This window comes from Palleronia sp. THAF1, from assembly GCF_009363795.1.
In the GTDB taxonomy this organism is placed as follows: Bacteria; Pseudomonadota; Alphaproteobacteria; order Rhodobacterales; family Rhodobacteraceae; genus Palleronia.
This window is the reverse complement of sequence record NZ_CP045420.1, coordinates 823119-845648: the sequence shown is the minus strand read 5'-3', so window position 1 is coordinate 845648 and position 22530 is coordinate 823119. Positions and strand designations below refer to the sequence as shown.

General features: G+C 64.1%; 20 protein-coding genes. 10 read left to right on the top strand and 10 right to left on the bottom strand.

Annotated features, from left to right (window positions below; genetic code table 11):
• Positions 1-54: 54 nt before the first annotated feature.
• On the bottom strand, positions 55-561 hold the full coding sequence (locus FIU81_RS04245; RefSeq protein ID WP_124112037.1) for a YraN family protein: 507 nt from the start codon (positions 559-561) through the stop codon (positions 55-57).
• Positions 558-1412, bottom strand: coding sequence for a 16S rRNA (cytidine(1402)-2'-O)-methyltransferase (gene rsmI, locus FIU81_RS04240; RefSeq protein WP_254695992.1), 855 nt, complete (start codon positions 1410-1412; stop codon positions 558-560). Before rsmI ends, FIU81_RS04245 begins: the two co-directional genes overlap by 4 nt.
• Positions 1413-1499: 87 nt before the next feature.
• On the opposite strand from rsmI, the gene FIU81_RS04235 reads away from it, so the two are divergent.
• Positions 1500-2669, top strand: coding sequence for a penicillin-binding protein activator (locus FIU81_RS04235; protein ID WP_124112035.1), 1170 nt, complete (start codon positions 1500-1502; stop codon positions 2667-2669).
• Positions 2656-5436, top strand: a complete 2781-nt coding sequence (locus FIU81_RS04230) for a [protein-PII] uridylyltransferase (protein WP_254695991.1) — start codon at positions 2656-2658, stop codon at positions 5434-5436. Before FIU81_RS04235 ends, FIU81_RS04230 begins: the two co-directional genes overlap by 14 nt.
• Before the next feature lie 189 nt (positions 5437-5625).
• On the opposite strand, the gene argF is transcribed toward FIU81_RS04230, so the two are convergent.
• The 3 genes from argF to FIU81_RS04215 form a co-directional block, all read right to left on the bottom strand.
• Positions 5626-6531, bottom strand: coding sequence for an ornithine carbamoyltransferase (gene argF / locus FIU81_RS04225; protein WP_124112033.1), 906 nt, complete (start codon positions 6529-6531; stop codon positions 5626-5628).
• A gap of 68 nt (positions 6532-6599) precedes the next feature.
• Positions 6600-7775, bottom strand: coding sequence for an aspartate aminotransferase family protein (locus tag FIU81_RS04220; RefSeq protein WP_124112032.1), 1176 nt, complete (start codon positions 7773-7775; stop codon positions 6600-6602).
• A gap of 178 nt (positions 7776-7953) precedes the next feature.
• Positions 7954-8739 carry an ABC transporter permease gene (locus FIU81_RS04215; RefSeq protein ID WP_124112082.1) on the bottom strand — a complete coding sequence of 262 codons (786 nt, stop codon included), beginning with the start codon at positions 8737-8739 and terminating at the stop codon, positions 7954-7956.
• Between the two features lie 169 nt (positions 8740-8908).
• Between FIU81_RS04215 and FIU81_RS04210 the strand changes: the two genes are divergently transcribed.
• Positions 8909-9475 carry a GcrA family cell cycle regulator gene (locus FIU81_RS04210; RefSeq protein ID WP_124112031.1) on the top strand — a complete coding sequence of 189 codons (567 nt, stop codon included), beginning with the start codon at positions 8909-8911 and terminating at the stop codon, positions 9473-9475.
• A complete protein-coding gene (locus FIU81_RS04205) occupies positions 9472-10140 on the top strand; it encodes a GNAT family N-acetyltransferase (RefSeq protein ID WP_124112030.1) in 669 nt (222 codons plus the stop codon). The genes FIU81_RS04210 and FIU81_RS04205 overlap by 4 nt, the downstream gene beginning before the upstream one ends.
• Here the strand turns inward: FIU81_RS04205 and FIU81_RS04200 are convergent.
• Positions 10137-11336 (bottom strand): ROK family transcriptional regulator, encoded by a 1200-nt coding sequence (locus FIU81_RS04200; protein ID WP_124112029.1) that lies wholly within the window; start codon positions 11334-11336, stop codon positions 10137-10139. The genes FIU81_RS04205 and FIU81_RS04200 overlap by 4 nt on opposite strands.
• Before the next feature lie 214 nt (positions 11337-11550).
• Here FIU81_RS04200 and FIU81_RS04195 point away from each other — a divergent pair, with 214 nt between their 5' ends.
• The 6 genes from FIU81_RS04195 (at position 11551) to FIU81_RS16655 (ending at position 16915) form a co-directional block, all read left to right on the top strand.
• On the top strand, positions 11551-12573 hold the full coding sequence (locus FIU81_RS04195) for a sugar ABC transporter substrate-binding protein (protein ID WP_172971395.1): 1023 nt from the start codon (positions 11551-11553) through the stop codon (positions 12571-12573).
• 70 nt (positions 12574-12643) lie between these two features.
• Positions 12644-13708 (top strand): ABC transporter permease, encoded by a 1065-nt coding sequence (locus tag FIU81_RS04190; RefSeq protein ID WP_254695990.1) that lies wholly within the window; start codon positions 12644-12646, stop codon positions 13706-13708.
• Complete coding sequence (locus FIU81_RS04185) at positions 13705-14481, top strand: ATP-binding cassette domain-containing protein (protein WP_124112027.1); 777 nt, start codon at positions 13705-13707, stop codon at positions 14479-14481. The genes FIU81_RS04190 and FIU81_RS04185 overlap by 4 nt, the downstream gene beginning before the upstream one ends.
• 188 nt (positions 14482-14669) lie before the next feature.
• Positions 14670-15593 carry a sulfurtransferase gene (locus tag FIU81_RS04180; RefSeq protein ID WP_124112026.1) on the top strand — a complete coding sequence of 308 codons (924 nt, stop codon included), beginning with the start codon at positions 14670-14672 and terminating at the stop codon, positions 15591-15593.
• 19 nt (positions 15594-15612) lie between these two features.
• Positions 15613-16740, top strand: a complete 1128-nt coding sequence (locus tag FIU81_RS04175; RefSeq protein WP_124112025.1) for a YeeE/YedE family protein — start codon at positions 15613-15615, stop codon at positions 16738-16740.
• Positions 16741-16744: 4 nt separating this feature from the next.
• Positions 16745-16915 (top strand): hypothetical protein, encoded by a 171-nt coding sequence (locus tag FIU81_RS16655; protein WP_172971393.1) that lies wholly within the window; start codon positions 16745-16747, stop codon positions 16913-16915.
• Positions 16916-16918: 3 nt separating this feature from the next.
• Here FIU81_RS16655 and FIU81_RS04170 read toward each other — a convergent pair whose 3' ends face one another.
• The 4 genes from FIU81_RS04170 to FIU81_RS04155 all read right to left on the bottom strand — a co-directional run bounded on the left by FIU81_RS04170 (position 16919) and on the right by FIU81_RS04155 (position 22392).
• Positions 16919-19150, bottom strand: a complete 2232-nt coding sequence (locus tag FIU81_RS04170) for a calcium-binding protein (protein ID WP_124112024.1) — start codon at positions 19148-19150, stop codon at positions 16919-16921.
• 127 nt (positions 19151-19277) lie between these two features.
• Positions 19278-20474, bottom strand: coding sequence for an acyl-CoA dehydrogenase family protein (locus tag FIU81_RS04165; RefSeq protein ID WP_172971392.1), 1197 nt, complete (start codon positions 20472-20474; stop codon positions 19278-19280).
• Entirely contained in the window at positions 20471-21229 is a 759-nt protein-coding gene (locus FIU81_RS04160) for an SDR family NAD(P)-dependent oxidoreductase (protein WP_124112023.1), read from the bottom strand. Before FIU81_RS04160 ends, FIU81_RS04165 begins: the two co-directional genes overlap by 4 nt.
• Positions 21226-22392 carry an acetyl-CoA C-acyltransferase gene (locus tag FIU81_RS04155; protein WP_124112022.1) on the bottom strand — a complete coding sequence of 389 codons (1167 nt, stop codon included), beginning with the start codon at positions 22390-22392 and terminating at the stop codon, positions 21226-21228. The genes FIU81_RS04160 and FIU81_RS04155 overlap by 4 nt, the downstream gene beginning before the upstream one ends.
• Positions 22393-22530: the final 138 nt, after the last annotated feature.

Genomic DNA, 22530 nt, shown 5'->3' with positions numbered 1-22530 from the left:
CGGGTATGGGTTTCCCATTACATGCCGCTCGAACGCGGTGGCGACAAGGCGCGATCAAGCGAAGGCGTTGGGTCGGATCGCGATTTCGCCCGTCGCGTCGACTGTCGCTACGTCGAACCGCATATCGGGCATTTGGCCGGGATGGGTCGTGCCCACGTATTCTTCGGCGGCAGCATACAGGCGGGCGACTTGCTGGGCCGTGACCCGAGCCACGGCAGCATCATGGGTGCGCGCGCGCTTCACTTCGACGAAGATCAAGCCGGTTCGATCCCGCAGAACAAGATCGATCTCACCACCCTTGCCGCGCCAACGCTCTGCGATCAGATCCGCACCCTTGCGCGTATATGCGCGCGCGACCTGGTCTTCGGCCGCCAGACCGGCTTGATAAGAAACGGCACCTCGTGCCTGACGTGCGGCCCGCGAATGCACGGGTGATTCAAGCCGGAAGGACTTCTGCCCCGTTGTTGCAGTAGCAGACCGCCCCTTGCGGATTCGACGCTCCGGCACCGGGGCGTCAGCCAGCGCCAAATCGAAGCAAAGCTGATCAACTGCAAAGGTCATGCGCCATCGCTCCCTTGTCGGGACAGGTCCAGAGCCATCTGATAGATGTCGCGGCGCGGCGCGCCGACGGCCTCGGAGACGACCTTTGCCGCGTCCTTCACACTCATCGTTTTCAAAGCCTGTCTCAACGCGTCTTCTACCCTATCTGCGCCGACTTCCGCGCGGTCGCGGTCGATGACGAGCACGATCTCACCACGCGGCGGGTCGGCATCCACACCGGCAATCAATTCCGATAGCGATCCGGTGCGCACTTCTTCGAATCGCTTCGTCAGTTCCCGGCACAAGCTTGCCTGCCTATCCCCCCATAATTCCAGTATTTCCCTAAGACTTGGTGAACATCGCTTCGCCGACTCGAAGAAAACCACCGTCGCAGGCACCTGACCCAACTCTGACAGCACCGCGCGGCGGGCGCCTTTCTGGGCGGGCAGGAAGCCCGCGAACAAGAACCGATCGGTCGGCAGGCCAGCAAGGCTCAAGGCCGCCAGCACCGCCGATGCGCCAGGGGCTGCCGTCACGCCGAGCCCCTCTTCCCGCGCAGCGCGGGCCAAATCGAAGCCGGGATCGGCCACCAACGGTGTGCCTGCATCCGACGCATAGGCCACCGATTTCCCCTCTGCCATGGCCTGCAACAAGCGTGGCCGCACCCGGGCGCCGTTGTGATCGTGGTAGGCGATGACGGTCCGCCCATTCAGCGGGATGCCGTGGATTTCCATCAAATGGCGCAAGGTGCGCGTGTCCTCTGCGGCCAAGACATCCGCATCGCGCAACGTGTCGAGCGCACGCAGCGTGATGTCGCGCGCGGTGCCGATGGGCGTGGCCACAAGGTGAAGGCCGGGCGCGAGACCGCTCAAATCCCCCGCCTCCGGCCCGCTTTCGATTTACAGGGGCGGTGGGCTTCCATAGAACCGGGCTATCCATTTTTCTGCAGGGATCGCCCGATGTTCGCCTTTCTCACCGCTCTTCGCAAGCCGGCTGCTCTGGCGCTTGTTGCAACCCTTTCCGCCTGTGTGACCATCCCCGGCGTCAACTCTGGCGGGGCGTCCGGTCCGCAGGTTGATCGCTCGCAGCCCGTGCCGGTGGCGCTTCTGGTGCCGCGCTCGGACGGGGGCGCTGGCGCTGTCGCGGCTTCGCTTGAAAATGCCGCGCGGTTGGCCGCTGGATCGGTGCAGGGTGCGCAGATTGATCTTCGGGTCTATGACACCGCCGGCACGCCATCGGGTGCGAACGCAGCCGCCACGCGCGCCGTGTCCGAGGGCGCGCAGATCATCGTGGGGCCGCTGTTCTCGCAATCCATCAGTGCCATCACGCCCGTCGTGTCCGGCCAAAACATCAACGTGCTGTCGTTTTCCAACAACGTCGCGGTCGCGGGCGGCAACGTCTTCGTTCTGGGCCAGACCTTCGACAACACGGCGACCCGTCTGGCGACCTTCGCCAAGCGTCAGGGTCGCAGTTCGGTGGCCATCGTTCACTCCGAGGATGTGAGCGGCATCGCCGGACGCGACGCCATTGCGCGCGCCGCCAGTTCCGCCGGTCTGCCGGTCGCCACGGTTCAGTCCTATCCGCTGTCCCAACAGGGCATCAGTAGCGCGGGTCCGCGCATCGCGCAGGCGATCACCGCATCCGGCGCCTCCGCCGTTTTCCTGACCGCCAATGTCGATAGCGACCTGCCATTGATCGCGACCACCCTGCCCGAAAACGGTGTCAGCCCGGCGCAAACCCAATATCTGGGCCTGACGCGTTGGAACGCGCTGCCGCAAGCCTTGGAATTGCCGGGGCTTCAGGGTGGGCTGTTCGCCCTGCCCAACCAAAACGCCAGTGCCGCGTTCGAAAGCCAGTATCGCGCGGCCTATGGCGCGGCCCCGCATCCGCTGGCGGGTCTTGCCTTCGACGCGGTACAGGCGATCGGTAGCCTTGTCGCTTCTGGCCGGAACGACGCGCTGTCGGCCTCTGCGCTGACGCAGAACGCGGGCTTCCAAGGTGCATCCGGCCCGTTCCGTCTGCGCGCCAATGGTACGAACGAGCGTGCATTGGCCGTGGCACAGGTGCAAAACGGTCAGGTCGTGATCCTGGATCCGGCCCCGAACGGCTTTGGTCGTGCCGGTTTCTAAGGCGCAAGGCCCAGACGACGGACACCGCCTGCCGCCGGAGCTGATCGTTCCGGCGGCGGTTCTATTTGATGCGCCCGCCATCCGCGCCGCGATCCATGCAGAGGCAGGCGTGGACGATCCCGACGCCTTGCAGCAGGCGCTGGTCTCGCATCTTCGCGCGGCGCAGGACAGCGGGCGAAAGGCCATCGCCGCCGCCTTCACCGACGCCCCGCTTGAGGCACGCGCCACGGTGTCCGCCTATTCCTGGCTGACCGATCGGCTGGTCGAGACGGCGTTCGCCATCGTGTCTCAACACCTGCACCCCGACCCGTTCGACGGCACAGAGCCGCTCGCCGTGTTCGCCGTCGGGGGCTACGGGCGCGCGGAGATGGCGCCATTCTCGGACGTGGACTTGCTGTTCCTGAGTCCCCGCAAGCTGACGGACCGCGCGCAAAGCGTGATCGAGACGATGCTGTATGTTCTGTGGGACCTGAAGATGAAGGTCGGCCACGCGTCCCGCACCATCCCCGAATGCGTTCGGCTGGGGCGAGAAGACATTACGATCCGCACCGCCCTTCTGGAGAACCGCTTTCTGTGCGGCGAAGAGACTGTCGCCGACGATCTGGACACCACCCTGTGGCGCGACCTGTTCACCGGGACCGAGGCAGAGTTCATCACCGCCAAGCTGGACGAGCGCAGCACGCGTCACACCAAGCAGGGTGGCCAGCGCTACGTGGTCGAGCCGAACGTGAAAGAGGGCAAGGGCGGGTTACGCGATCTGCAAACGCTGTTCTGGATCGCGAAATACGTGAACCACGTGCCCGATGTGGCCGATCTGGTGGAAAAAGGCACCTACACCGCGGACGAGTTCGAAAGCTTCGTGAAGGCCGAAAGCTTCCTGCTGGCCGTGCGGTGCCATCTCCACCTGATCGCGGGGCGCGGGCAGGATCAGCTGACCTTCGACATGCAGGTCGGTGTGGCCGAGCGCATGGGCTACGCGGACGGCAAAGGCCGCCGCGCGGTCGAGATCTTCATGCAGGACTACTTCCGCCATGCCACCCGCGTGGGTGAGTTGACGCGCATCCTGCTGACCGCGCTGGAGGCGGACCACAAGAAGCGCGAGCCTGCGCTGGTGGGCTTCTTCCGCCGCCGCAAGCGCGCGCGGCCCGGCTATGCGATGAAGCAGGGGCGGCTGGCGTTCGAAGACCCGGACGCTGCGCTGGCCAAGCCCGTGACGCTGCTGCACATCTTCGACGAGGCGCTGCGCACCGGACTGTTGCTGCACCCCGACGCGATGCGTCTTATCGCGGCGAATTTGAAGCGGATCGACGACGAGGTGCGCCGCGACCCCGAAGCCATCCGCATCTTCTACGACCTGTTGTTGAAGCACGGGAACCCCGACCGCGCGCTGCGCCGGATGAACGAGTTGGGCGTGCTGGCCGCCTTCCTGCCAGAGTTCGAACCCATCGTCGCGATGATGCAGTTCAACATGTATCACCATTACACGGTGGACGAGCACACCATCCAGTGCATCCGCACACTGGCCGAGATCGAGGCGGGTGCGCATTCGGACGATCTGCCACTGTCCACTGACATCGTGAAGGGGCTGCCCCGCAAGGTGCTGTATACCGCTTTGCTGTTGCATGACATTGGCAAGGGGCGGGACGAGGATCACGCGGTGCTCGGCGCGCGGATCGCCCGAAAGGTCTGCCCGCGCCTCGGCATGTCGCGCAACGATACCGAGACGGTGGAATGGCTGGTGCGCTATCACCTGCTGATGTCCGACATGGCGCAAAAGCGCGACCTGTCGGACCCCCGCACGATTCGCGATTTCGCCAAGGCGGTGCGCACCAAGAAGCGGCTGGACCTGCTGACGGTGCTGACCGTTTGTGACATTCGCGGCGTTGGTCCCGGCACCTGGAACAACTGGAAAGCCCAACTTCTGCGCACGCTGCACCGCGAGACGGCGTTCGCCTTGGAGAACGGGCTGGAAGCGCTGAACCGCGAGAACCGGGGAAACGAGGCCAAGGCGGCTTTGCGCGCCGCCCTGTCGGATTGGCCTGCCAAGGATGTCCGTACGGAAACGGCACGCCACTATCCGCCCTATTGGCAGGGCCTTGGCATCGCCTCGCACACCGCTTTCGCCACGCTGCTGCGCGGGATCGAGGACAACCAGATCCGCATCGACATCACCGACGACGTGGACCGCGACGCCACCCGCGTGTGCTTTGCCATGGTGGATCATCCGGGCATCTTCACCCGGCTGGCCGGTGCGCTAGCGCTGGTGGGGGCGAACACGGTGGATGCGCGGACCTACACGTCGAAGGACGGCTATGCGACGGCGGTCTTCTGGGTGCAGGACGCCGACGGTCATCCTTACGACCCCTATCGCCACGAACGTCTGAAGAAGATGATCGACCAGACGCTGAAGGGCGAAGTGATCGCCCGCGACGCGATGGAAAGCCGCGACAAGATGAAGAAGCGCGAGCGCGACTTCCGCGTGCCGACCAGCATCGCCTTCGACAACGAAGGGTCCGAGATCTACACCATCATCGAGGTCGACACACGTGACCGCCCCGGCCTGCTGCACGACCTGACGCGGGTGCTGGCGGCCTCGAACATCTCTATCGCGAGTGCAGTCATCGCCACCTACGGCGCGCAGGTCGTAGATACGTTCTACGTGAAGGACATGTTCGGCCTGAAGATCTACACCGAGTCCAAGCAGAAGGCGCTGGAGAAGAAGCTGCGCGAGGCGATCGACGCGGGGGCGAAGCGGGCGCGGGGGTAAGACTGTTTTGGCGCGGATGAATTAGTTTCAGATCTGCCTCGGATCATTGCAGGCGGCAAGTCGAATTCAAGTCCCGCCCGGTGGGCACCACCGGGCAGCGCCCGATCCGCCCCCACGGGGCGGGCGCTTACGCCCACCCCTCGGACCAGGGCACTGCCCTTCGTTCTTGGCTCCGCCGCTAGGGTCTTTCTACTTCCCCAGACAATGCCGCATGATCGCTTTCTGGGCGTGCAGCCGGTTCTCGGCCTCGTCCCAGATGACGGACGCCGGGCCGTCCATGACCTCTGACGTGACCTCGTCGTCGCGGTGGGCAGGTAGGCAGTGCATGAACAGCGCGCCCTCGTTTGCGCGGGCCATCAGCTCGGCGTTGACCTGGTAGCCGCGCAGTTGGTTATGGCGGCGTTCGCGGGCGGATTGGGGGTCGTGCATGGACACCCATGTGTCGGTGACGACAAGGTCCGCGCCTTCGACGGCCTTCTGCGGGTCGCGTTCGATGGTGATCAGATCGTGCAGCTCCGGCTCCGGATCCAGCGGCTTTGGGCCGGTGAAGGTCAGGTCGAACCCGAACTGCTGCGCGGCATGGGCGAAGCTGGCGAAGACGTTGTTTCCGTCGCCGGACCACACGACCTTCTTGCCTGCGATGGGGCCGCGATGTTCCTCATACGTCATAATATCGGCCATGATCTGGCAGGGATGCGTGCGATTGGTCAGACCGTTGATGACCGGCACCGTGGCGTGTTCGGCCATCTCCAACAGGGTCGCTTCTTCGAACGTGCGGATCATGATGAGATCGACGTAGCGCGACATGACGCGGGCGGTGTCGGCGATGGTCTCGCCATGTCCAAGCTGCATGTCGGCACCCGACAAAACCAGCGTCTGCCCGCCCATCTGCCGCACGCCCACGTCGAAGCTGACGCGCGTGCGGGTGGATGGCTTTTCGAAGATCAGCGCGACCATGTGCCCGGCCAAGGGCTGTTCGTCATCGGGCGCGGCCTTGGGGCATCCGTTCCGGCTGTCCTTCATGGCGCGCGCGGCGTCGATGATGGCGCGCAGGTCGGCGGTGTCGGTTTTGTGAATGTCTAGGAAATGGGTCATGGATTGTCCGATTTGGCCGAAATCCGGGGCGCTGCCCCGGACCCCGAGGTATTTTTAGAACGATGAAGCTATGCCGCTTTTTCAAGGGCCACGGCGGCGGCGTCGAGGCGATTCAAAGCCTCTGCGATTTCGTCGTCGGCGATGGTCAGCGGCGGCAGCAATCGCACGACGTTTTCGGCGGCAGGGACCGTCAGGATGTGCTGAGCATACCCCTGAGCCACGATCTCTGTATTCGTGGCCCGGCATTCGAGGCCTAGCATCAACCCTTGCCCGCGTACGGCGGCGAAGATCGTGGGATGGCTGGCGACGAGGCCTTCCAGCCCCTGCCGCAACCGCCCCCCCGCCTGATCGACGCGGGGAAGGAACGCGGGGTCTGTCATCAACTCCATCACGCGTGCGCCCACGGCACAGGCCAAAGGGTTGCCGCCGTAGGTAGAGCCGTGGGTGCCCGCCGTCATGCCCTGTGCGGCGTTCTCGGTGGCCATGACCGCGCCAAGGGGGAAACCCCCGCCGATCCCTTTCGCGACCATCATGATGTCCGGCGTCACGCCCGCCCATTCGTGCGCGAAAAGCTTGCCAGTCCGGCCCATGCCGCACTGCACTTCATCCAGAATCATCAGCGCACCGGTCTGATCGCACAGGTCCCGCAGCCCCTTGAGGCAGGCGTCGGGCATTGTGCGGATGCCACCCTCGCCCTGGATCGGCTCGACCAGCACAGCGGCGGTCTGGTCGGTCAGTGCGGCGCGCAGGGCGTCGTGGTCACCCCATTGCAGGTGGGTGAAGCCGGGCATGAGAGGGCCGAAGCCCGCCGTCATCTTCTCGGACCCCGCTGCGGCGATAGCCCCGGTGGAGCGGCCGTGGAAAGAGCCGGAAAAGGTGATTATCTGCGTCCGATCCTGACCCTTCGCCGCCCAGTATTTACGGGCCATCTTAAGCGCCAGCTCACAGGATTCGGTACCGGAGTTCGTGAAGAACACCGTGTCCGCGAAGCTGTTGTCGACCAACAGATCGGCCAACCGTTGCTGCAGCGGGATGTCATACAGGTTCGACACGTGCCACAGCTGCGCCGCCTGATCCGTCAGCGCCTTGACCAATTCGGGGTGCGCATGGCCCAGCGCGTTGACGGCGATGCCCGCGCCCAGGTCCAGGTATCGCGTGCCTTCATCCGTCCACAGCCAGGTGCCTTCGCCTTTGACGAATGTCAGGGGAGCGCGGTTGTACGTCGGAAGGATCGCGGGAATCATGGCTTTGTCCTTGGGAAACGCGAAGGCCAATGCGTGGCAAGTTGCCGCTGGCCTGTCAATCGGTGGAGGGATGGCACGCGCAGGCAAGCGCGACCCGGAAGGGTCAGCGTCGGCGTCGAAGGGATGCGATGCGGCGTATCATGGCGGTGTCGTTACGTCACCGCCGCGCGCCTGTCCATCATGATTTCAAGCGGTAGCCTGAGCGGAACCATGTCCACGCCAGCACGCACAGCGCCAGCGTTACGACCAGACAGACCGTGAAGCCCAGCAGCGGAGAGGCGTCGGACACCCCCAACGTGCCGTAACGCGCGCCGTCGATCAGGTAGAAGAACGGGTTGAAATGGCTGGCTGCGGTCAGCGGCGCGGGCAGTGCCTGGATCGAGTAGAAGGTGCCTGACAGGAACGACAGCGGCGTGATGATGAAGTTGTTGATCGCGCCCATCTGGTCGAACTTGTTGGCCCAGATGCCCGCAAGGATCCCCAGCGCGCCCATCATCGCCGCGCCGACCACGATATAGGCCAGCAGCACGAAGGGGTGCGCCAGGCCGGTCCGAAGGACCAGCACCATGACGGCGGCGATGACCACCGCCACCAACAACCCGCGCGCGATGCCGCCCGCCAGATAGCCCAGCGTGATCTCTAACGGCGACAGCGGTGGCATCAGCGTGTCGACGATGTTGCCGCCGACCTTGGCGGCCAGCAGGGACGACGAGGTGTTGCCGAAGCTGTTCTGGATCACCGTCATCATCATCAGGCCCGGCGCCATAAACTGCACGTAGGCCACACCCATGATGTCTCCGCGCGTTGGGCCGATGGCGATGGCGAAGACGGCGAGGAACAACCCGGCGTTGATTAGCGGCCCCATGACGGTCTGCGCCCAGATCGCCAGGAAGCGGCGGCACTCCCGCTCGGCCAGGGTGCGCAGACCCATCCAGTTCCACGCGCCGAAGCGGCGCACACCCATTTGTCCGTCGCCGCGGGCATGGATCGCGGCGCTTTTGCCCGATCCGTCTGTGGTATCGGTCATATGGGTTCTCCGGTGAAAGGTTGTATCGGGCGGTCGGGTGACTAGAATAGGACCCTGACGAATTTCTCAAGCGGCGTGCGCGTCGCCCTGCCCCGAAGGAAGCCATATGTCCTGGACCGACGAGCGCGTCGAGACGCTGAAGAAGATGTGGAACGAAGGCCAGTCCGCCAGCCAGATCGCGAAAGAGCTGGGCGGCGTGACCCGCAACGCCGTGATCGGCAAGGTGCACCGCCTTGGCCTGTCGAACCGCCCCACCGACGCCGAGGTCGAAACGGCAGCCGCTGCTGCCGCCTCGCCCGAGCCCGAGCCGGTGATCGAGGCCGCACCAGCCGTCGAGGTTGCTGCAGAGGACGACGACGAGGAAGAGGAAGAGGCCGCTCCGGTTCCGGCCCGCCGCCAGATCGTGCCCGCCGGTCAGCCGTTGCCGCCGCAGCCGTCCGCGAACGAGATCAGCGCCGAAGCGCTGGAGACTGTGCGTGAGGTCGAGAAGGGATCGAAGAAACTGTCCCTGATGGAGCTGACCGAGCGGACCTGCAAATGGCCCATCGGTGACCCGGCGGGCGAGAATTTCTGGTTCTGCGGTCTGGGCGTTCAGGCCGGCAAGCCCTACTGCGAGGCCCACGTGGGCGTTGCGTTCCAACCCATGTCCGCACGCCGCGACCGCCGCCGGTGAACCTGTCGGGCTGGACCCCGCGCCCCCTGCCCGACCGGGCAGAGGCGGGCGGGGCTTACGCCCGGCTTGAACCGATCGATCCTGCGCGGCATGGCGACGATCTGTTCGACGCCGCGACGACGGGGGATGCAGAAGCGCGGCACCGCTTTCTGCCGGATTTGGTGCCCGACACGCGCCTCGCCTTCGGTGACTGGCTGGCGTGGGCGGCGGCAAGCAGCGATCCGCTGTTCTTCGCCGTGATCGACCGCGCCACCGGCCGGGCTGTCGGACGGCAATCCCTGTTGCGTATCACGCCGGAGCATGGCACCGCCGAGATCGGCCATATCCACTGGGGCCCCGGCATGGCGCGCAGCCGCGTCGCGACCGAGGCGCTGTATCTGGCCGCCCGGCAGATTTTCGATCTGGGCTACCGGCGGTTCGAGTGGAAGTGCAACGCGGCGAACGCGCCCTCGCGCTCGGCCGCCCTGCGCTTCGGCTTCGCGTTCGAGGGTATTTTCCGCAACCACATGGTCGTCAAAGGCGAAAGCCGCGACACCGCTTGGTTCGCGATGACGGACGAAGACTGGGGCGTCTTGCGGCCGCAATACGAGGCGTGGCTCGACCCTGCGAACTTCGACGTGCAGGGTCGGCAGTTGCGTAAGCTAGAAGCGCGCCACCTTGGTTAGACCAAGAATTTCGCGGCCAATGGCAAGGAAGCGGCGCCCAAAGACCGTGCATCCGGTCCGATGGTTCCCGCGCGGATTTGCGGGCGCTCAAGACCGGCGAAATCCGTGTCCTTCATCGCGCGTTCTACCGCGTCGACGATCCGGTGGCGCACGGTATCAGGCAAGTGACCGTCGATCATCACGACCGGCACGTCGATCAAGGAGACTGTCGTCGCGATGGCCTGCGCCAAGGCTGGCGCGAGCTCCGCGATCCAGTCCGAAACTTCATCTTCCAGTTGCCCCCACTCCAGCGGGCTTTCGAACATGTAGCTTTGGTCCTTGTCGGCGGCGATCACCCGGCTGGACAAACCATGAAGCGACGCAAGGTCCAGCAACTGCGCAACCTTGCCGCTGGCATTGATCACCGGCATCGACCCGATGGCGCCTGCGTTGCCGGACGGACCGGTATACAGGCGATTGTCGATTACCAGACCGCCACCGATGAAGTAACCGATGAACATATGCATGAAGAGGTCGGGCAGATCGGGCGAGGTGCCGAAGACAAGCTCGGCCCCGCAGGCGGCTGACGCATCGTTCTGGACGATGACGTCCGTTCCGATCATCTGACCGAGTTCGGTCGCGAAATCCCGGTCGCGCCAATCCATCAGGTCTTCCTGCGCCGCGCCGAAGGCATCCGCCCACTCCCAGATGCCGAAAGGTATGGCGAGGCCGACGCCCTGCACCCGCGATCGCCGTTCTTCCGGCAACTCTTGAACCGACTCGTCAATTGCAGTCTGGCAGAACGCCAGGACGTCGTCGAAATCCGGCTTTTCGTAGGATTTCCGCGTCTTGCTACGAATCTCTCCGTTCATATCGACAAGTACATGATCGACCCAGCGACGCCCGACCAACAGGCCGTGGAAATACGCGCCGTCCGGGTTCAGGCTCATGGGAACGGACGGCTGGCCTACCTTGCCGCGTCGAGGCGCGCCCCGGACCAGCATTTCTTCGGCTTCCAGCTCTCGCATGATAACCGAAACGGTCTGCGCGGACAGACCTGTCAAACGCGCGATCTCTGCTTTCGACAGCGCGCCATCGCGGCGCAGGATCGACATCACAAGACGCTCGTTGTGGTCGCGCACACCAGTCTGGTTCGTTCCACGCATCAAAGCGGTGGCGGTATCCTGGGATCCATTACTAAGATGGGACTTGTTCATTCACTGTGCCTCAGATGGGTGCGCTTCCAATTGTCGCGACTAATAAGTAAATCAACTTTACAAACCTGACCTTGGCAACCCCCCTGGTTGTTAAACAAAGATGATTTATTGCCTTGACCCTCGTTCGTATCTTTGATTGCGTTAACGGCGGCACGACGACACAGTCGGCTTGTGGCGGGGCCAACCCGCCCGGATCATTCTTTGGGAGGAAACCATGACTTACTTGAAAACCGCTCTTCTGGGCGCAACCGCACTTGTTGCCTTCGGTTCCATGGCAAACGCTGCCGCGCACGAAGGCACCTCCGCCTGCCTCATCACCAAGACGGACACCAATCCCTTTTTCGTGAAGATGAAGGAAGGTGCGCAGGCCAAGGCAGACGAACTGGGCATCGAGCTGAAAACCTTTGCCGGCAAGGTCGACGGTGACAACGAAACGCAGGTCGCCGCCATTGAGACCTGCATCGCCGACGGTGCCTCGGGCATCCTGATCACCGCCTCCGACACCTCTGCCATCGTGCCGTCGGTCGAAGCCGCGAAGGAAGCGGGTCTGCTGGTGATCGCACTCGACACGCCGCTGAACCCGATCGACGCCGCCCACGCCACCTTCGCGACCGACAACTTCCTGGCCGGCGAACTGATCGGTCAGTGGGCTGCCGCCACGCTGGGCGACGAAGCCGCCAACGCCAAGATCGCCCTGCTGGACCTGGCCGTCAGCCAGCCCACCGTCGGCGTGCTGCGCGACCAAGGCTTCCTGTCGGGCTTTGGCATCGATCTGGCCGATCCCAACGTGAACGGCGATGAAGACGACGACCGTATCGTCGGCAACGATGTGACCGCCGGTAACGAGGAAGGCGGACGCACCGCGATGGAAAACCTGCTGGCGCAGGACCCCGACATCAACGTCGTCTACACCATCAACGAGCCTGCCGCCGCCGGTGCCTACGGCGCGCTTCAGGACATGGGCAATGACGCCCTGATCGTGTCCGTCGACGGTGGCTGCCCCGGCGTCCAGAACGTCGCCGAAGGCGTGATCGGCGCCACCGCGCAGCAGTACCCGCTGGATATGGCATCGCTGGGCATCGAGGCCATCGCGGCCTTCGCAGAAGACGGCACCGTCCCCGAGCCGACCGAAGGCAAGGACTTCACCGACACCGGCGTCCGTCTGGTGACGGATGCGCCGGTCGACGGCGTCGAGTCGATCTCGGTCGAAGAAGGTCTGGAGCTATGCTGGGGCTAATCGCCTAAGCCGAGACGACCGGAGGGGCGGCTATTACGCCGCCCCTTCAATCTTTGGGAGGAGGGAACCAGTGACCGATAGCGATTACGAACAGAACACCCGGGGCGGCAAGGCGGACTCGCTGGCCGAGTTCGAGCAGGAACATACCGGTATCTTCGGCCGTCTGCATTCGGCGCTGCATTCGCATCCGGCCATCGTACCGCTTCTGGTGCTGGTCGTGGCCGTCATCGTGTTCGGCTTCCTGAACCCCAACTTCTGGCGCGTCAGCACGCTGTCGGTAATCTTCCAGCAGATCGGCATCGTCGGCATCCTTGGCATCGCGCAAGGCCTGATCATCCTGACCGCCGGGATCGACCTGTCGGTCGGCGCCATGGCGGTTCTAAGCTCGGTGCTTATGGGGCAACTGACCTTCCGCTACGGCGTCCCGCCCACCGCTGCCATCGCCTTGGGCTTGATGGCAGGCACTTTGATGGGCGCGTTGAACGGCATCCTTGTCGCGAAACTGCGGATCCCGCCCTTCATCACGACTCTGGGCACGTGGCAGATTTTCCTTGCCACCAACTACATCTTCTCCGCGAACGAGACGATCCGGAACCAGGACCTACAAGCAGAGGCGCCCAGCCTGCTGTTCTGGGGATCGCGGTTCGAAATCTTCGGCGCGCGCGTGACCTTCGCGGTGGTCCTGCTGCTCGTGCTGGTGGCCGTGGTGGCCTACATCCTGCGCGCCACCGCTTGGGGAAGACACGTCTACGCCATCGGCGATGACCTGGAAGCGGCGCAACTTGCTGGAGTGAACACCTCGAAACAGATCATCCAGGTCTACGCGCTGGCGGGTTTCTTCTGCGCCATCGCGGGCTGGGTGATGATCGGACGTTTCGGGTCGGTCTCGCCGTCCGCCTCTACCGGCGTGCTGGGAAACATTCAGGCCATCACGGCGGTCGTCATTGGAGGCATTTCCCTATTCGGCGGGCGCGGCACCATCGTCGGCATGTTCCTTGGCGCGCTGATCGTCGGCGTGTTCGAAATGGGCCTGCGCATGGCAGGCGCGGACGCGCAATGGACGTATCTGCTGATCGGCGCGCTTATCATCGCCGCCGTCGCGGTGGACCAGTGGATCAGAAAGGTATCGGCATGACCCAGCAACCCATCCTGTCCGCAAAAAACCTGGTGAAGCGCTATGGACGCGTCACCGCGCTCGATCACTGCGACTTCGAGTTGTATCCGGGCGAAGTCCTTGCCGTCATCGGCGACAACGGCGCGGGCAAGTCGTCGCTGATCAAGGCGCTGTCCGGCGCGGTGCAACCCGATGCGGGAGAGATCTTCCTGAACGGTGAGCGCATCCGCTTCGACGGTCCTATCGCAGCGCGCGAGGCAGGGATCGAGACGGTGTATCAAACGCTGGCCATGTCTCCTGCCCTGTCCATCGCCGACAACATGTTCATGGGGCGCGAGATCCGCAAACCGGGTATCATGGGCAAAGTGTTCCGTCAGCTGGACAAGGCGGCGATGCGGGATTTTGCGCGGCAAAAGCTAAGCGACCTGGGACTGATGACGATCCAGAACATCGATCAGGCGGTCGAGACGCTTTCGGGCGGTCAGCGCCAAGGCGTGGCCGTGGCCCGCGCAGCCGCCTTTGGATCGAAAGTCATCATTCTTGACGAGCCGACCGCCGCCCTCGGCGTGAAGGAAAGCCGCCGTGTGCTGGAACTCATTCAGGACGTGCGTAGCCGAGGCATTCCGATCATCTTGATCAGCCACAACATGCCCCACGTGTTCGAGGTTGCGGATCGCATCCACGTTCACCGATTGGGCAAACGCCTGTGCGTGCTCGACCCGAAAGAGCACACCATGTCCGACGCGGTGGCCTACATGACCGGCGCGAAAGAGCCAGAGCCGGTCGCGGCGTAATCAGGGACGGAGTTTCAGCGCGGTAATCGGCGATGGGTCCGTTGCCCGCTCTGACCGGTTCTCTCAAGACAAACGTTCCGCGGATTATCCTACTGCGGAACGTTTTTCCGCCCGCCTCCCGCAACCGGGTCTTGCATCGGAACGAATTTCGTCCAGATGACAGGCTTGGATTACCGGAGGTCAGACCCATGCGCAATTTCGCTACCCCCCTTCTCGGTGCGACGCTCGTCGCTGCCACCGCAACTTTCGCCGCCGCGCAAAGCGGTCCGCTTGTCTCTGCCGAAGAGCTGAACGGCACGCTGGACGATGTGCGCGTGCTGGACATTCGCGCGGAAGACGCCTTCGCGGGCGGTCACCTCAATGGCGCTGCGAATGCTCCCTACGGCCTGTTCCGTGGCCCCGCCGAAAACCCCGGTCAACTTGTCCCGGTTGAAGATCTGCAACAGGTCTACCGTGATCTGGGCCTTGAGGCCGATGACCGCATCGTCGTCAGCTATGCGGGCGAAAGCGTCACCGATTTCGGGGCGGCCGCACGCGTTTATTGGACGCTGAAGTCCAGCGGGTTCCAGGACATCTCGATCCTGAACGGCGGCCTTGCCGCTTGGGAAGAGGCCGGATTCGACCTGACCGACACCGCGCCGCAGATCGACACTAGCGACATGGAGGTCACCTGGAACGACCAGTGGACCGCCAGCCGTGAAGACGTGCAGGCCAGCATCGACGGCGACGGCCTCTTGCTGGACGCGCGGCCCGAAAGCTTCTGGGCAGGTAAAGACGCGCACGCGGCTGCCGCCAAGCCGGGCACCCTGCCCCAGTCGGAATACTTCGAGCACGCAAGCTGGTTCTCTGACGGCCCGACGATCATCGACGCCTCGGCTGCGCAATCTTTGGCCAGCGCTGAAGGGCTCAGTGACGCGGACAGCATCATTTCGTTCTGCAACACCGGCCACTGGGCGGCGACCAACTGGTTCGCCCTATCGGAACTGGCTGGCCTTGAGGATGTGAAGCTGTATCCTGAAAGCGTCGTCGGCTGGTCCAATGCGGGCGGCGAGATGATGAACGTCCCCGGCCCACTGACGATGCTATGGCGTCAGGTCACCGGTATATTCTAAGCGACGAAAGGGCCGCGCGATGGCCAATATCGAGACCGCGGCCCCGCCCGCATCGCAATCTGCATCGACGCTGACTCGCGCCGCCCTGATCGGGGCGGCGTTGGCCTTCGCGCTAGCCGTCGCCGCGCTGGCGGGCGCGCGTTATGGCGTGCTGATCCTGATCGGCATGGGCTTCGGCATCACGCTGGAAGGCCTGCGCTTCGGCTTTGCGGGTCCGTGGCGACGCATGATCGTGGACCGCAATCCCGATGGGCTTTTAGGGCACCTGCTGTCTATCGGATTGGTCGCGGTCGTCGCGTTTCCGCTGCTGGCGACGGCGGGCGATGAGTTGTTGGGCGCCCACGCCCCCATCGGTTTCGCCATGGTCGGGGGCGCCTTCGTCTTCGGCGCGGCGATGCAGCTGGTGATGGGCTGCGGATCGGGCACCTTGGTGAATGCAGGCTCCGGCAATCCCATCGGGCTGCTTGCGCTGCCATTCTTCGCGCTCGGCTCCTTCGCAGGGGCGTTCAATCTGGTGTGGTGGACGAATCTTGGCGCGCTGCCCGTAGTGGCGCTGGAAGGCACATCCGGGCTGGCGATCACGCTGGTCGGACTGCTCGCCGTCGCACTGTTCGTGCTGTGGTTGGCCCCCCGGGAATACCGATCGATTCCCAAGCGCTACGTGATCGCCGCAGCCCTGCTGGCGGCTTTCGCGATCCTGAACCTGATCGTCGCGGGCCAGCCTTGGGGCGTGGTCTATGGACTTGGCTTGTGGGCCGCGAAGGGTGCCACGGCCATCGGCGCATCGACAGACGCATCGGCCTTCTGGTCTTTGCCGTCGAACCAGGACCGCATCGCACAAAGCCTGCTGACGGATGTGACGTCACTCACCAACATCGGCATCATCGGCGGCGCGTTCATCGTGACAGCCTGGCGCGCGGGCTTCGGGGCAAAGCTGCCGTCCTACCCGCTGAAGTCGTGGATCACGGCCATCGTCGCGGGCTTCGCGTTGGGTTATTCCTCGCGGTTGGCGTTCGGCTGCAACGTCGGGGCCTTCTTCTCCGGCATCTCCACCGGATCGCTACACGGTTGGGCCTGGTTCGGCGCAGCGTTCCTTGGCTCTGCCGTCGGTGTAAAGCTGCGCCCGCGCCTTGGATTGGGAGGATAGCGTTGTGACACGCAAACTGACCGCTTCGATCGTCGCCGTCCTGATGGTCGGTCTACTGGCCTTCGACCTGGCCGCGTCCGAGCCTCCCGACATCTACGCCCAACCTCCCCTTCTGGCGCTTGGGTCAGGGTCGGTAGCCAGCGGAGCGCATTGCGCGGCACTGCCGACGCGGTAGCGACTAAAGGAATAGCTCAAGGATCGCTGGATCGACGTCACCGGCAATGATCAAATCGTCGCCCTCCCCGCCATCGAGAACGTCGTCGCCTTCGCCACCGATCAAAGTGTCGTCACCCGAACCCCCTTGAAGAAGATCGTCGCCTGCACCGCCGATCAATTCATTGTCCGCACCGTTTCCGATCAACGTGTCATTGCCGCTGCCCCCAAGCAAGTTTTCGACGAACACGAAGGTGTCGCCTGCCGCCACACCAGTGCCCGGCGTGGTCCCGGACAGATCGGCAGACAGGTCCGCTGTCTGATCCGCGTAGCTGACCCAGTCGATCCCGGCCCCGCCATCGAATGCGTCTGCTCCGGCACCGCCGATCAGCGTATCCGCGCCGCCGCCACCGTTCAGCACATCGTTCCCGGCCCCACCATCGAGCAGGTTGCCGACGCTATCACCGGTCAGTTGATCGTCGAAACCCGAGCCGATCAGATCTTCGACCCCGGCAATGCCTGCGCCCAGTTGCAGCGTCACCCCAAATTGGACGTCCTGCGCCGTCAACGTGTCCCGGCCTGCACCTCCGTCGATGCTGTCATCCCCGCCGGTGACGAAGATGATATCGTCGCCGCCCAAGGCAGTGACAGTGTCGTCACCCGAACCTCCCACCAGCGTGTCCGCGCCCGCCGTACCCGTCATATCTAGGCCCTGCACGTCTTCCGGCCCATCGCTCAACGGCTCCCAGACGGTGACGTGCTGAGCGTTCAATATCATCGCGTCGAAGAAATCGAGCGCCGACAGGCGGCGACCATCGTGGCTGACGATGTGCAGGATTTCATCGCCGAAGTAGATCAGCGCACCGTTCGAGCGTCCCTTTATCGTCAATTGATCCACGGAATACAGCATGCCCCAGGCCGACAGGTCGAGCCGATCCTCTTCAGTGTTGAAGTCGTAGATGCGATCAATCTCTCCATCCGCGTCCAGCACAAACAGATCGCTGCCAGCGCCGCCGCGCATGGTGTCCACGCCCGCGCCGTCCACCAGCACGTCCGCGCCGCCGTTTCCGACAAGACTGTCGCTCCCGTCGCCGCCGAACAACAGGTCATCCGCGTTGGTGCCCTCGGCCTTTCCGCCCTGCACCTGCACGATACCACCGGAGACGGTGATCGCGAAGGTCGACAGGCTTTCTTCACTGGCGCTGATGGTGGTCAGTTCCAGACCCGTGGCCGTCACCTGCAACAGAAGGTCCGTCACTCCGGTGAGGCCGATTTCTGTCGTATCCTCTATCGTCGACAGCACTATGAAGCGGCCCGATGGTAGCAGTTCAATCACGCTGACGCCCCCATCGGCCCCGGCCACCGCGCCGAAGATGCGCCCGTCACGGGTGATCCAATCCATCGCGACCGTCGCATCGAAGCGGGTGTCTTGGCTGTCCATGATCTGATCGGTGAAGCTGATGCCGCCCTGGGCGTTGAGCTTTAGCGCCGTCAGCGAGTCTGACCCAGCAGCAGCAACGATGATGAACGTACCCCCCGCGCCCTGCACGATCTGCACGTCGTTCGGGTTGGCGATTGGCAGACCGTCTGCCATCGACAGCGTCGACACAGGCGCCAACGCACCGCCTTCAGTCAGCCCGAAGACCGAGATCGCATTTTCTGAAGCTGACGCCGTCACGACGTAAGCCGCATCGGCCATTTCGACCGTTGCCATCGCCGACACGCCGCTGAAGCCACTGGATGCGTCGTCTCGGATGGTTTCACGCGTGGTCCAACCGCCCGTTGAGGTGACTTCATAGGTCGTGATCGCCCCTGCCGCCCCATCGGCGGCGATCACGTAGCTTTGGCCGTTCAGCGTGACCGACACGATCTCTATCGCGCTGTAGAGCGTCCCGGCCTCGCGGTCGTAGAAGGTCTCTGACGTGTTGGATGTGCCGGTGGTTTGCATCAGCCGGTCAACATCCGCATTGTCGATGCGCTTGCGGTCACCGTCGATACGGAAGCTGAACAGCGTGTCGGCATCGACCGTCGCCTGAGTGGTATCGTTGGACCGCAGCGTAAGCGCGAAATTTTGGGTCGGCGACCATGCGACAATCCCGCCGGAGCCTTCGCACAAACGGACGTTCAGATCGAACGTGTGGCGCGTATGGAACGTCTGGAGGTGACTGATGATCTGCACGTCGCGATCCCGGAACTGCTTCGAGATGCAGAGTCGCAGGCGCGCAAAGCCAAGCCGTGCCCCGATTGAGGCAGACAAGCGCCGGATAAATGCGTTTGCAAATTCACCTTTAAGGCTCGGACTCGGATTTAGATCCCTAAGCCTTTGTAAAATAGCATATTTTTAGAAGGTAAACATATTAGAATAGTAAACACGTCCCTACAATTCAGGTCGTCGAATCCTGCATCTTCTGCCAGTCGCGCTGGATCTTCTTCGACAGAGACCACTTATGAACCTCTGTCGGACCATCGTAGATCCGGAAGGCGCGGATCTCGCGGAAGATGCGTTCGACGGGCGTGTCGCCGGTCACTCCTTGCCCTCCCATCACCTGCACGCAGCGGTCAGCCACACGCATCAGCGCCTCGCTGACGGCGACCTTGGTCATCGACGACTCGGTCGTGCCACGCTCGCCCCGGTCCAGCACATCGGCGCACCAGAAGGTCATCAATTCGGCTTGCTGCAGATCGATCCTATTCTCGGCCAGTTGGAAACCAACGCCTTCGTGCTCGATCAGCGGCTTGCCGAAAGCGTGGCGTCGGCAGGTATAATTCGTTGCGATTTCCTGACTGCGATAGCAGGCCCCCAGCCAGCGCATGCAGTGGGTCAGGCGTGCAGGGGCCAGACGGACCTGCGCATATTTGAACCCCTCTCCCGGCTCTCCCAGCATCTGATCCGCGGGGATGCGAAGGTTGTCGATCTCGATCTCGCAGTGGCCACCGGGCAAGCTGCTGTCGATGGTATCCAGCTTGCGCACGATCTTGATCGCGGGGTCCGGCAGGTCCACCAAGAACATGCAGGCGCCTTCTTCGGCCTTCGCCATGACGATGCCGACCTTCGCCCCATCGACGCCGGTGATGTAGGTCTTACGCCCGTTCACGACCCAGTGGTTGCCATCGGCCTTGCAGGTCGTCTTCATCATCATCGGGTCAGAGCCTGCCCCGCCCCAATCGGCCGGTTCGGTCATGAAGAAGGCAGAGCGTGCGCGCCCGTCCACCATTGGCTTGAGGAACCGCTCTTTGAGTTCAGGCGAGCCGACCTTGTGCAGCAGGTAGATGTTGCCCTCGTCGGGGGCAGAGGTGTTCAGGCCCAGCATCCCCAGCGTGGACAGGCCAGAACGGATCAGAATCGCCGTCGTCTCGCGGTGTGTGAACGGCGTGCCGTCGTCCTTGATGTGCGGCGTCAGAAGGCCCTGATCGCGGGCTAGATCACGGATCTCATCCACCAGTTCGTCCGACGGGCCATGCCCATCCTGACGCGCGTCCTTCTCCATCGGGATGACGGTGTTTCGCACGAAGTGTTCTACCCGGTCGGCAATGTCGCGCGCCTGATCCGACAGGCCGGTAATCTGGTCGAGTGGGGTCATTTCGGGGCCATCCTTATCGCTCCGTCGAGGCGTATGACCTCTCCGTTCAGCATGGGGTTCTCGGTAATGGACTGCACAAGCATCGCGAATTCGTCAGGGTCGCCTAGCCGGTTCGGATAGGGCACCTGCGCGCCAAGGCTATCCTGCGCTTCTTGCGGCAGAGATTCCAGCAGGGGTGTCAGAAAAAGGCCGGGGGCAATGGCCATGACGCGGATGCCGTGGCGGGCGAACTCGCGCGCGATGGGCAGGGTCATGCTGACCACGCCCCCCTTTGATGCGGCGTAGGCCGGTTGGCCGATCTGCCCGTCGAAGGCCGCGACAGAGGCGGTGTTGATGATGACACCCCCTTCATCGCCCTCCCGCGTGCCGACCATGCGCGCGGCGGCTTGGCTGAGCACGTTGAACGTGCCGATCAGGTTGATGTCGATCACCTTGCGGAATGCGGCCAGCGACAGCGGCGCGCCTTCGCGGTCCACCACCTTGCCCGGCGGGCCGATGCCAGCACAATTCACGACGATCCGCGCGATTCCGTGGGCCTCTTCGGCCTGTGCGATGGCCTCACCCACTGCCGCCTCATCCGTCACATTGACGGCAATGAACGCCGCACCGATGGCATCGGCATGGGCCTGACCGCGCTCGGCATCCATGTCGAAGATCGCCACCTTGGCACCCTGCTCTGCCAGCCGCGCCGCCGTCGCGCCCCCAAGGCCCGACGCACCGCCTGTGACGATCGCCGCCTGTCCGTCGATCCTCATGTCAGACGCTCCACCGCGATGGCCGTCGCTTCGCCACCGCCGATGCAGATCGCGGCGACACCCTTCCGCGCATCCCGAGCAGCCATCGCGTGCAATAAGGTCACGATGATCCGCGCGCCCGAGCAGCCGATGGGATGGCCCAGCGCGCAGGCCCCGCCGTTCACGTTCAGCCTGTCGTGGTCCAGGTCCAGGTCTCGCATCGCCGCCATCGCAACGACGGCGAAAGCCTCGTTCACCTCCCACAGATCCACGTCGCCAGTCGCCCAGCCCGTGCGATCCATCAGCTTGCGCACGGCGTCGATGGGCGCGGTGGTAAAAAGATTCGGCGCCTGCGCGTGACCCGCATGGCCCCTAATGGCAGCCAAGGGCGTCAGCCCCTCGCGTTCCGCCACGCTCATCCGCGTCAAAACCAGTGCCGCCGCCCCGTCGCTGATCGAAGAGCTGTTCGCCGCTGTCACCGTTCCGCCCTCGCGAAAGGCGGGCTTGAGCTGCGGGATCTTCTCTGGCTTGGCGCGGCCGGGCTGTTCGTCTAGCGCGACATCGCCCACGGCCACCGTCTCGGCATCAAAAGCGCCCGCGTCGATCGCGCGTTTGGCACGGTTCAGAGACTCGATGGCGTAGGCGTCCTGCGCATCGCGGGTGAACTGGTAGGCCTCGGCACAATCCTCGGCGAAGGTGCCCATGGCGCGACCCTTGTCATACGCGTCCTCCAAACCGTCGAGGAACATGTGGTCCATCACCTGCTGGTGGCCCGCGCGAAAACCGCGCCGGGCCTTCTGCATCAGGTAGGGCGCGTTCGACATCGACTCCATGCCGCCCGCGACGACCAGATCGGCGCTTCCCACGGCCAGCGCGTCATGCGCCATCATCGCCGCCTTCATGCCCGACCCGCAGACCTTGTTCAGCGTGGCGCAGGGCACCGACTCTGGCAGTCCCGCGCCCAATGCCGCCTGCCGCGCAGGGGCCTGTCCCAATCCGGCGGGCAGCACGCAGCCCATGATCGCCTCGTCCACCTTGCCGGGCGCAACGCCCGCCCGCTCCAGCGCCGCGCGGATCGCGACGGCGCCCAGATCGGGGGCCGACACGCCTGACAGTGCCCCCATGAAGCCGCCCATCGGCGTGCGCGCGGCGCCCGCGATCACGATCGGATCGTCTGCTGCCATATCTGAATCCTCCGCTTTGAGCGAAGGCTAACCATAGCGCTCCGAAGTGAAAAGGGGCCGCGTCGGCGCACATGCCAAGACGCTCTGAAGCCGGCCGGCGACCCTAGCACGTCCAGTCCTTCAAAGCTGGACCACGCC

Excerpts from the sequence above, each read along its gene's own strand:
- FIU81_RS04245 (WP_124112037.1), bottom strand. The coding sequence starts at position 561 with ATGACCTTTGCAGTTGATCAGCTTTGCTTCGATTTGGCGCTGGCTGAC.
- FIU81_RS04235 (WP_124112035.1), top strand. The coding sequence starts at position 1,500 with ATGTTCGCCTTTCTCACCGCTCTTCGCAAGCCGGCTGCTCTGGCGCTT.
- argF (WP_124112033.1), bottom strand. The coding sequence starts at position 6,531 with ATGACCCATTTCCTAGACATTCACAAAACCGACACCGCCGACCTGCGC.
- FIU81_RS04220 (WP_124112032.1), bottom strand. The coding sequence starts at position 7,775 with ATGATTCCCGCGATCCTTCCGACGTACAACCGCGCTCCCCTGACATTC.
- FIU81_RS04215 (WP_124112082.1), bottom strand. The coding sequence starts at position 8,739 with ATGGGTGTGCGCCGCTTCGGCGCGTGGAACTGGATGGGTCTGCGCACC.
- FIU81_RS04210 (WP_124112031.1), top strand. The coding sequence starts at position 8,909 with ATGTCCTGGACCGACGAGCGCGTCGAGACGCTGAAGAAGATGTGGAAC.
- FIU81_RS04200 (WP_124112029.1), bottom strand. The coding sequence starts at position 11,336 with ATGAACAAGTCCCATCTTAGTAATGGATCCCAGGATACCGCCACCGCT.
- FIU81_RS04195 (WP_172971395.1), top strand. The coding sequence starts at position 11,551 with ATGACTTACTTGAAAACCGCTCTTCTGGGCGCAACCGCACTTGTTGCC.
- FIU81_RS04185 (WP_124112027.1), top strand. The coding sequence starts at position 13,705 with ATGACCCAGCAACCCATCCTGTCCGCAAAAAACCTGGTGAAGCGCTAT.
- FIU81_RS04180 (WP_124112026.1), top strand. The coding sequence starts at position 14,670 with ATGCGCAATTTCGCTACCCCCCTTCTCGGTGCGACGCTCGTCGCTGCC.
- FIU81_RS04175 (WP_124112025.1), top strand. The coding sequence starts at position 15,613 with ATGGCCAATATCGAGACCGCGGCCCCGCCCGCATCGCAATCTGCATCG.
- FIU81_RS04165 (WP_172971392.1), bottom strand. The coding sequence starts at position 20,474 with ATGACCCCACTCGACCAGATTACCGGCCTGTCGGATCAGGCGCGCGAC.
- FIU81_RS04160 (WP_124112023.1), bottom strand. The coding sequence starts at position 21,229 with ATGAGGATCGACGGACAGGCGGCGATCGTCACAGGCGGTGCGTCGGGC.
- FIU81_RS04155 (WP_124112022.1), bottom strand. The coding sequence starts at position 22,392 with ATGGCAGCAGACGATCCGATCGTGATCGCGGGCGCCGCGCGCACGCCG.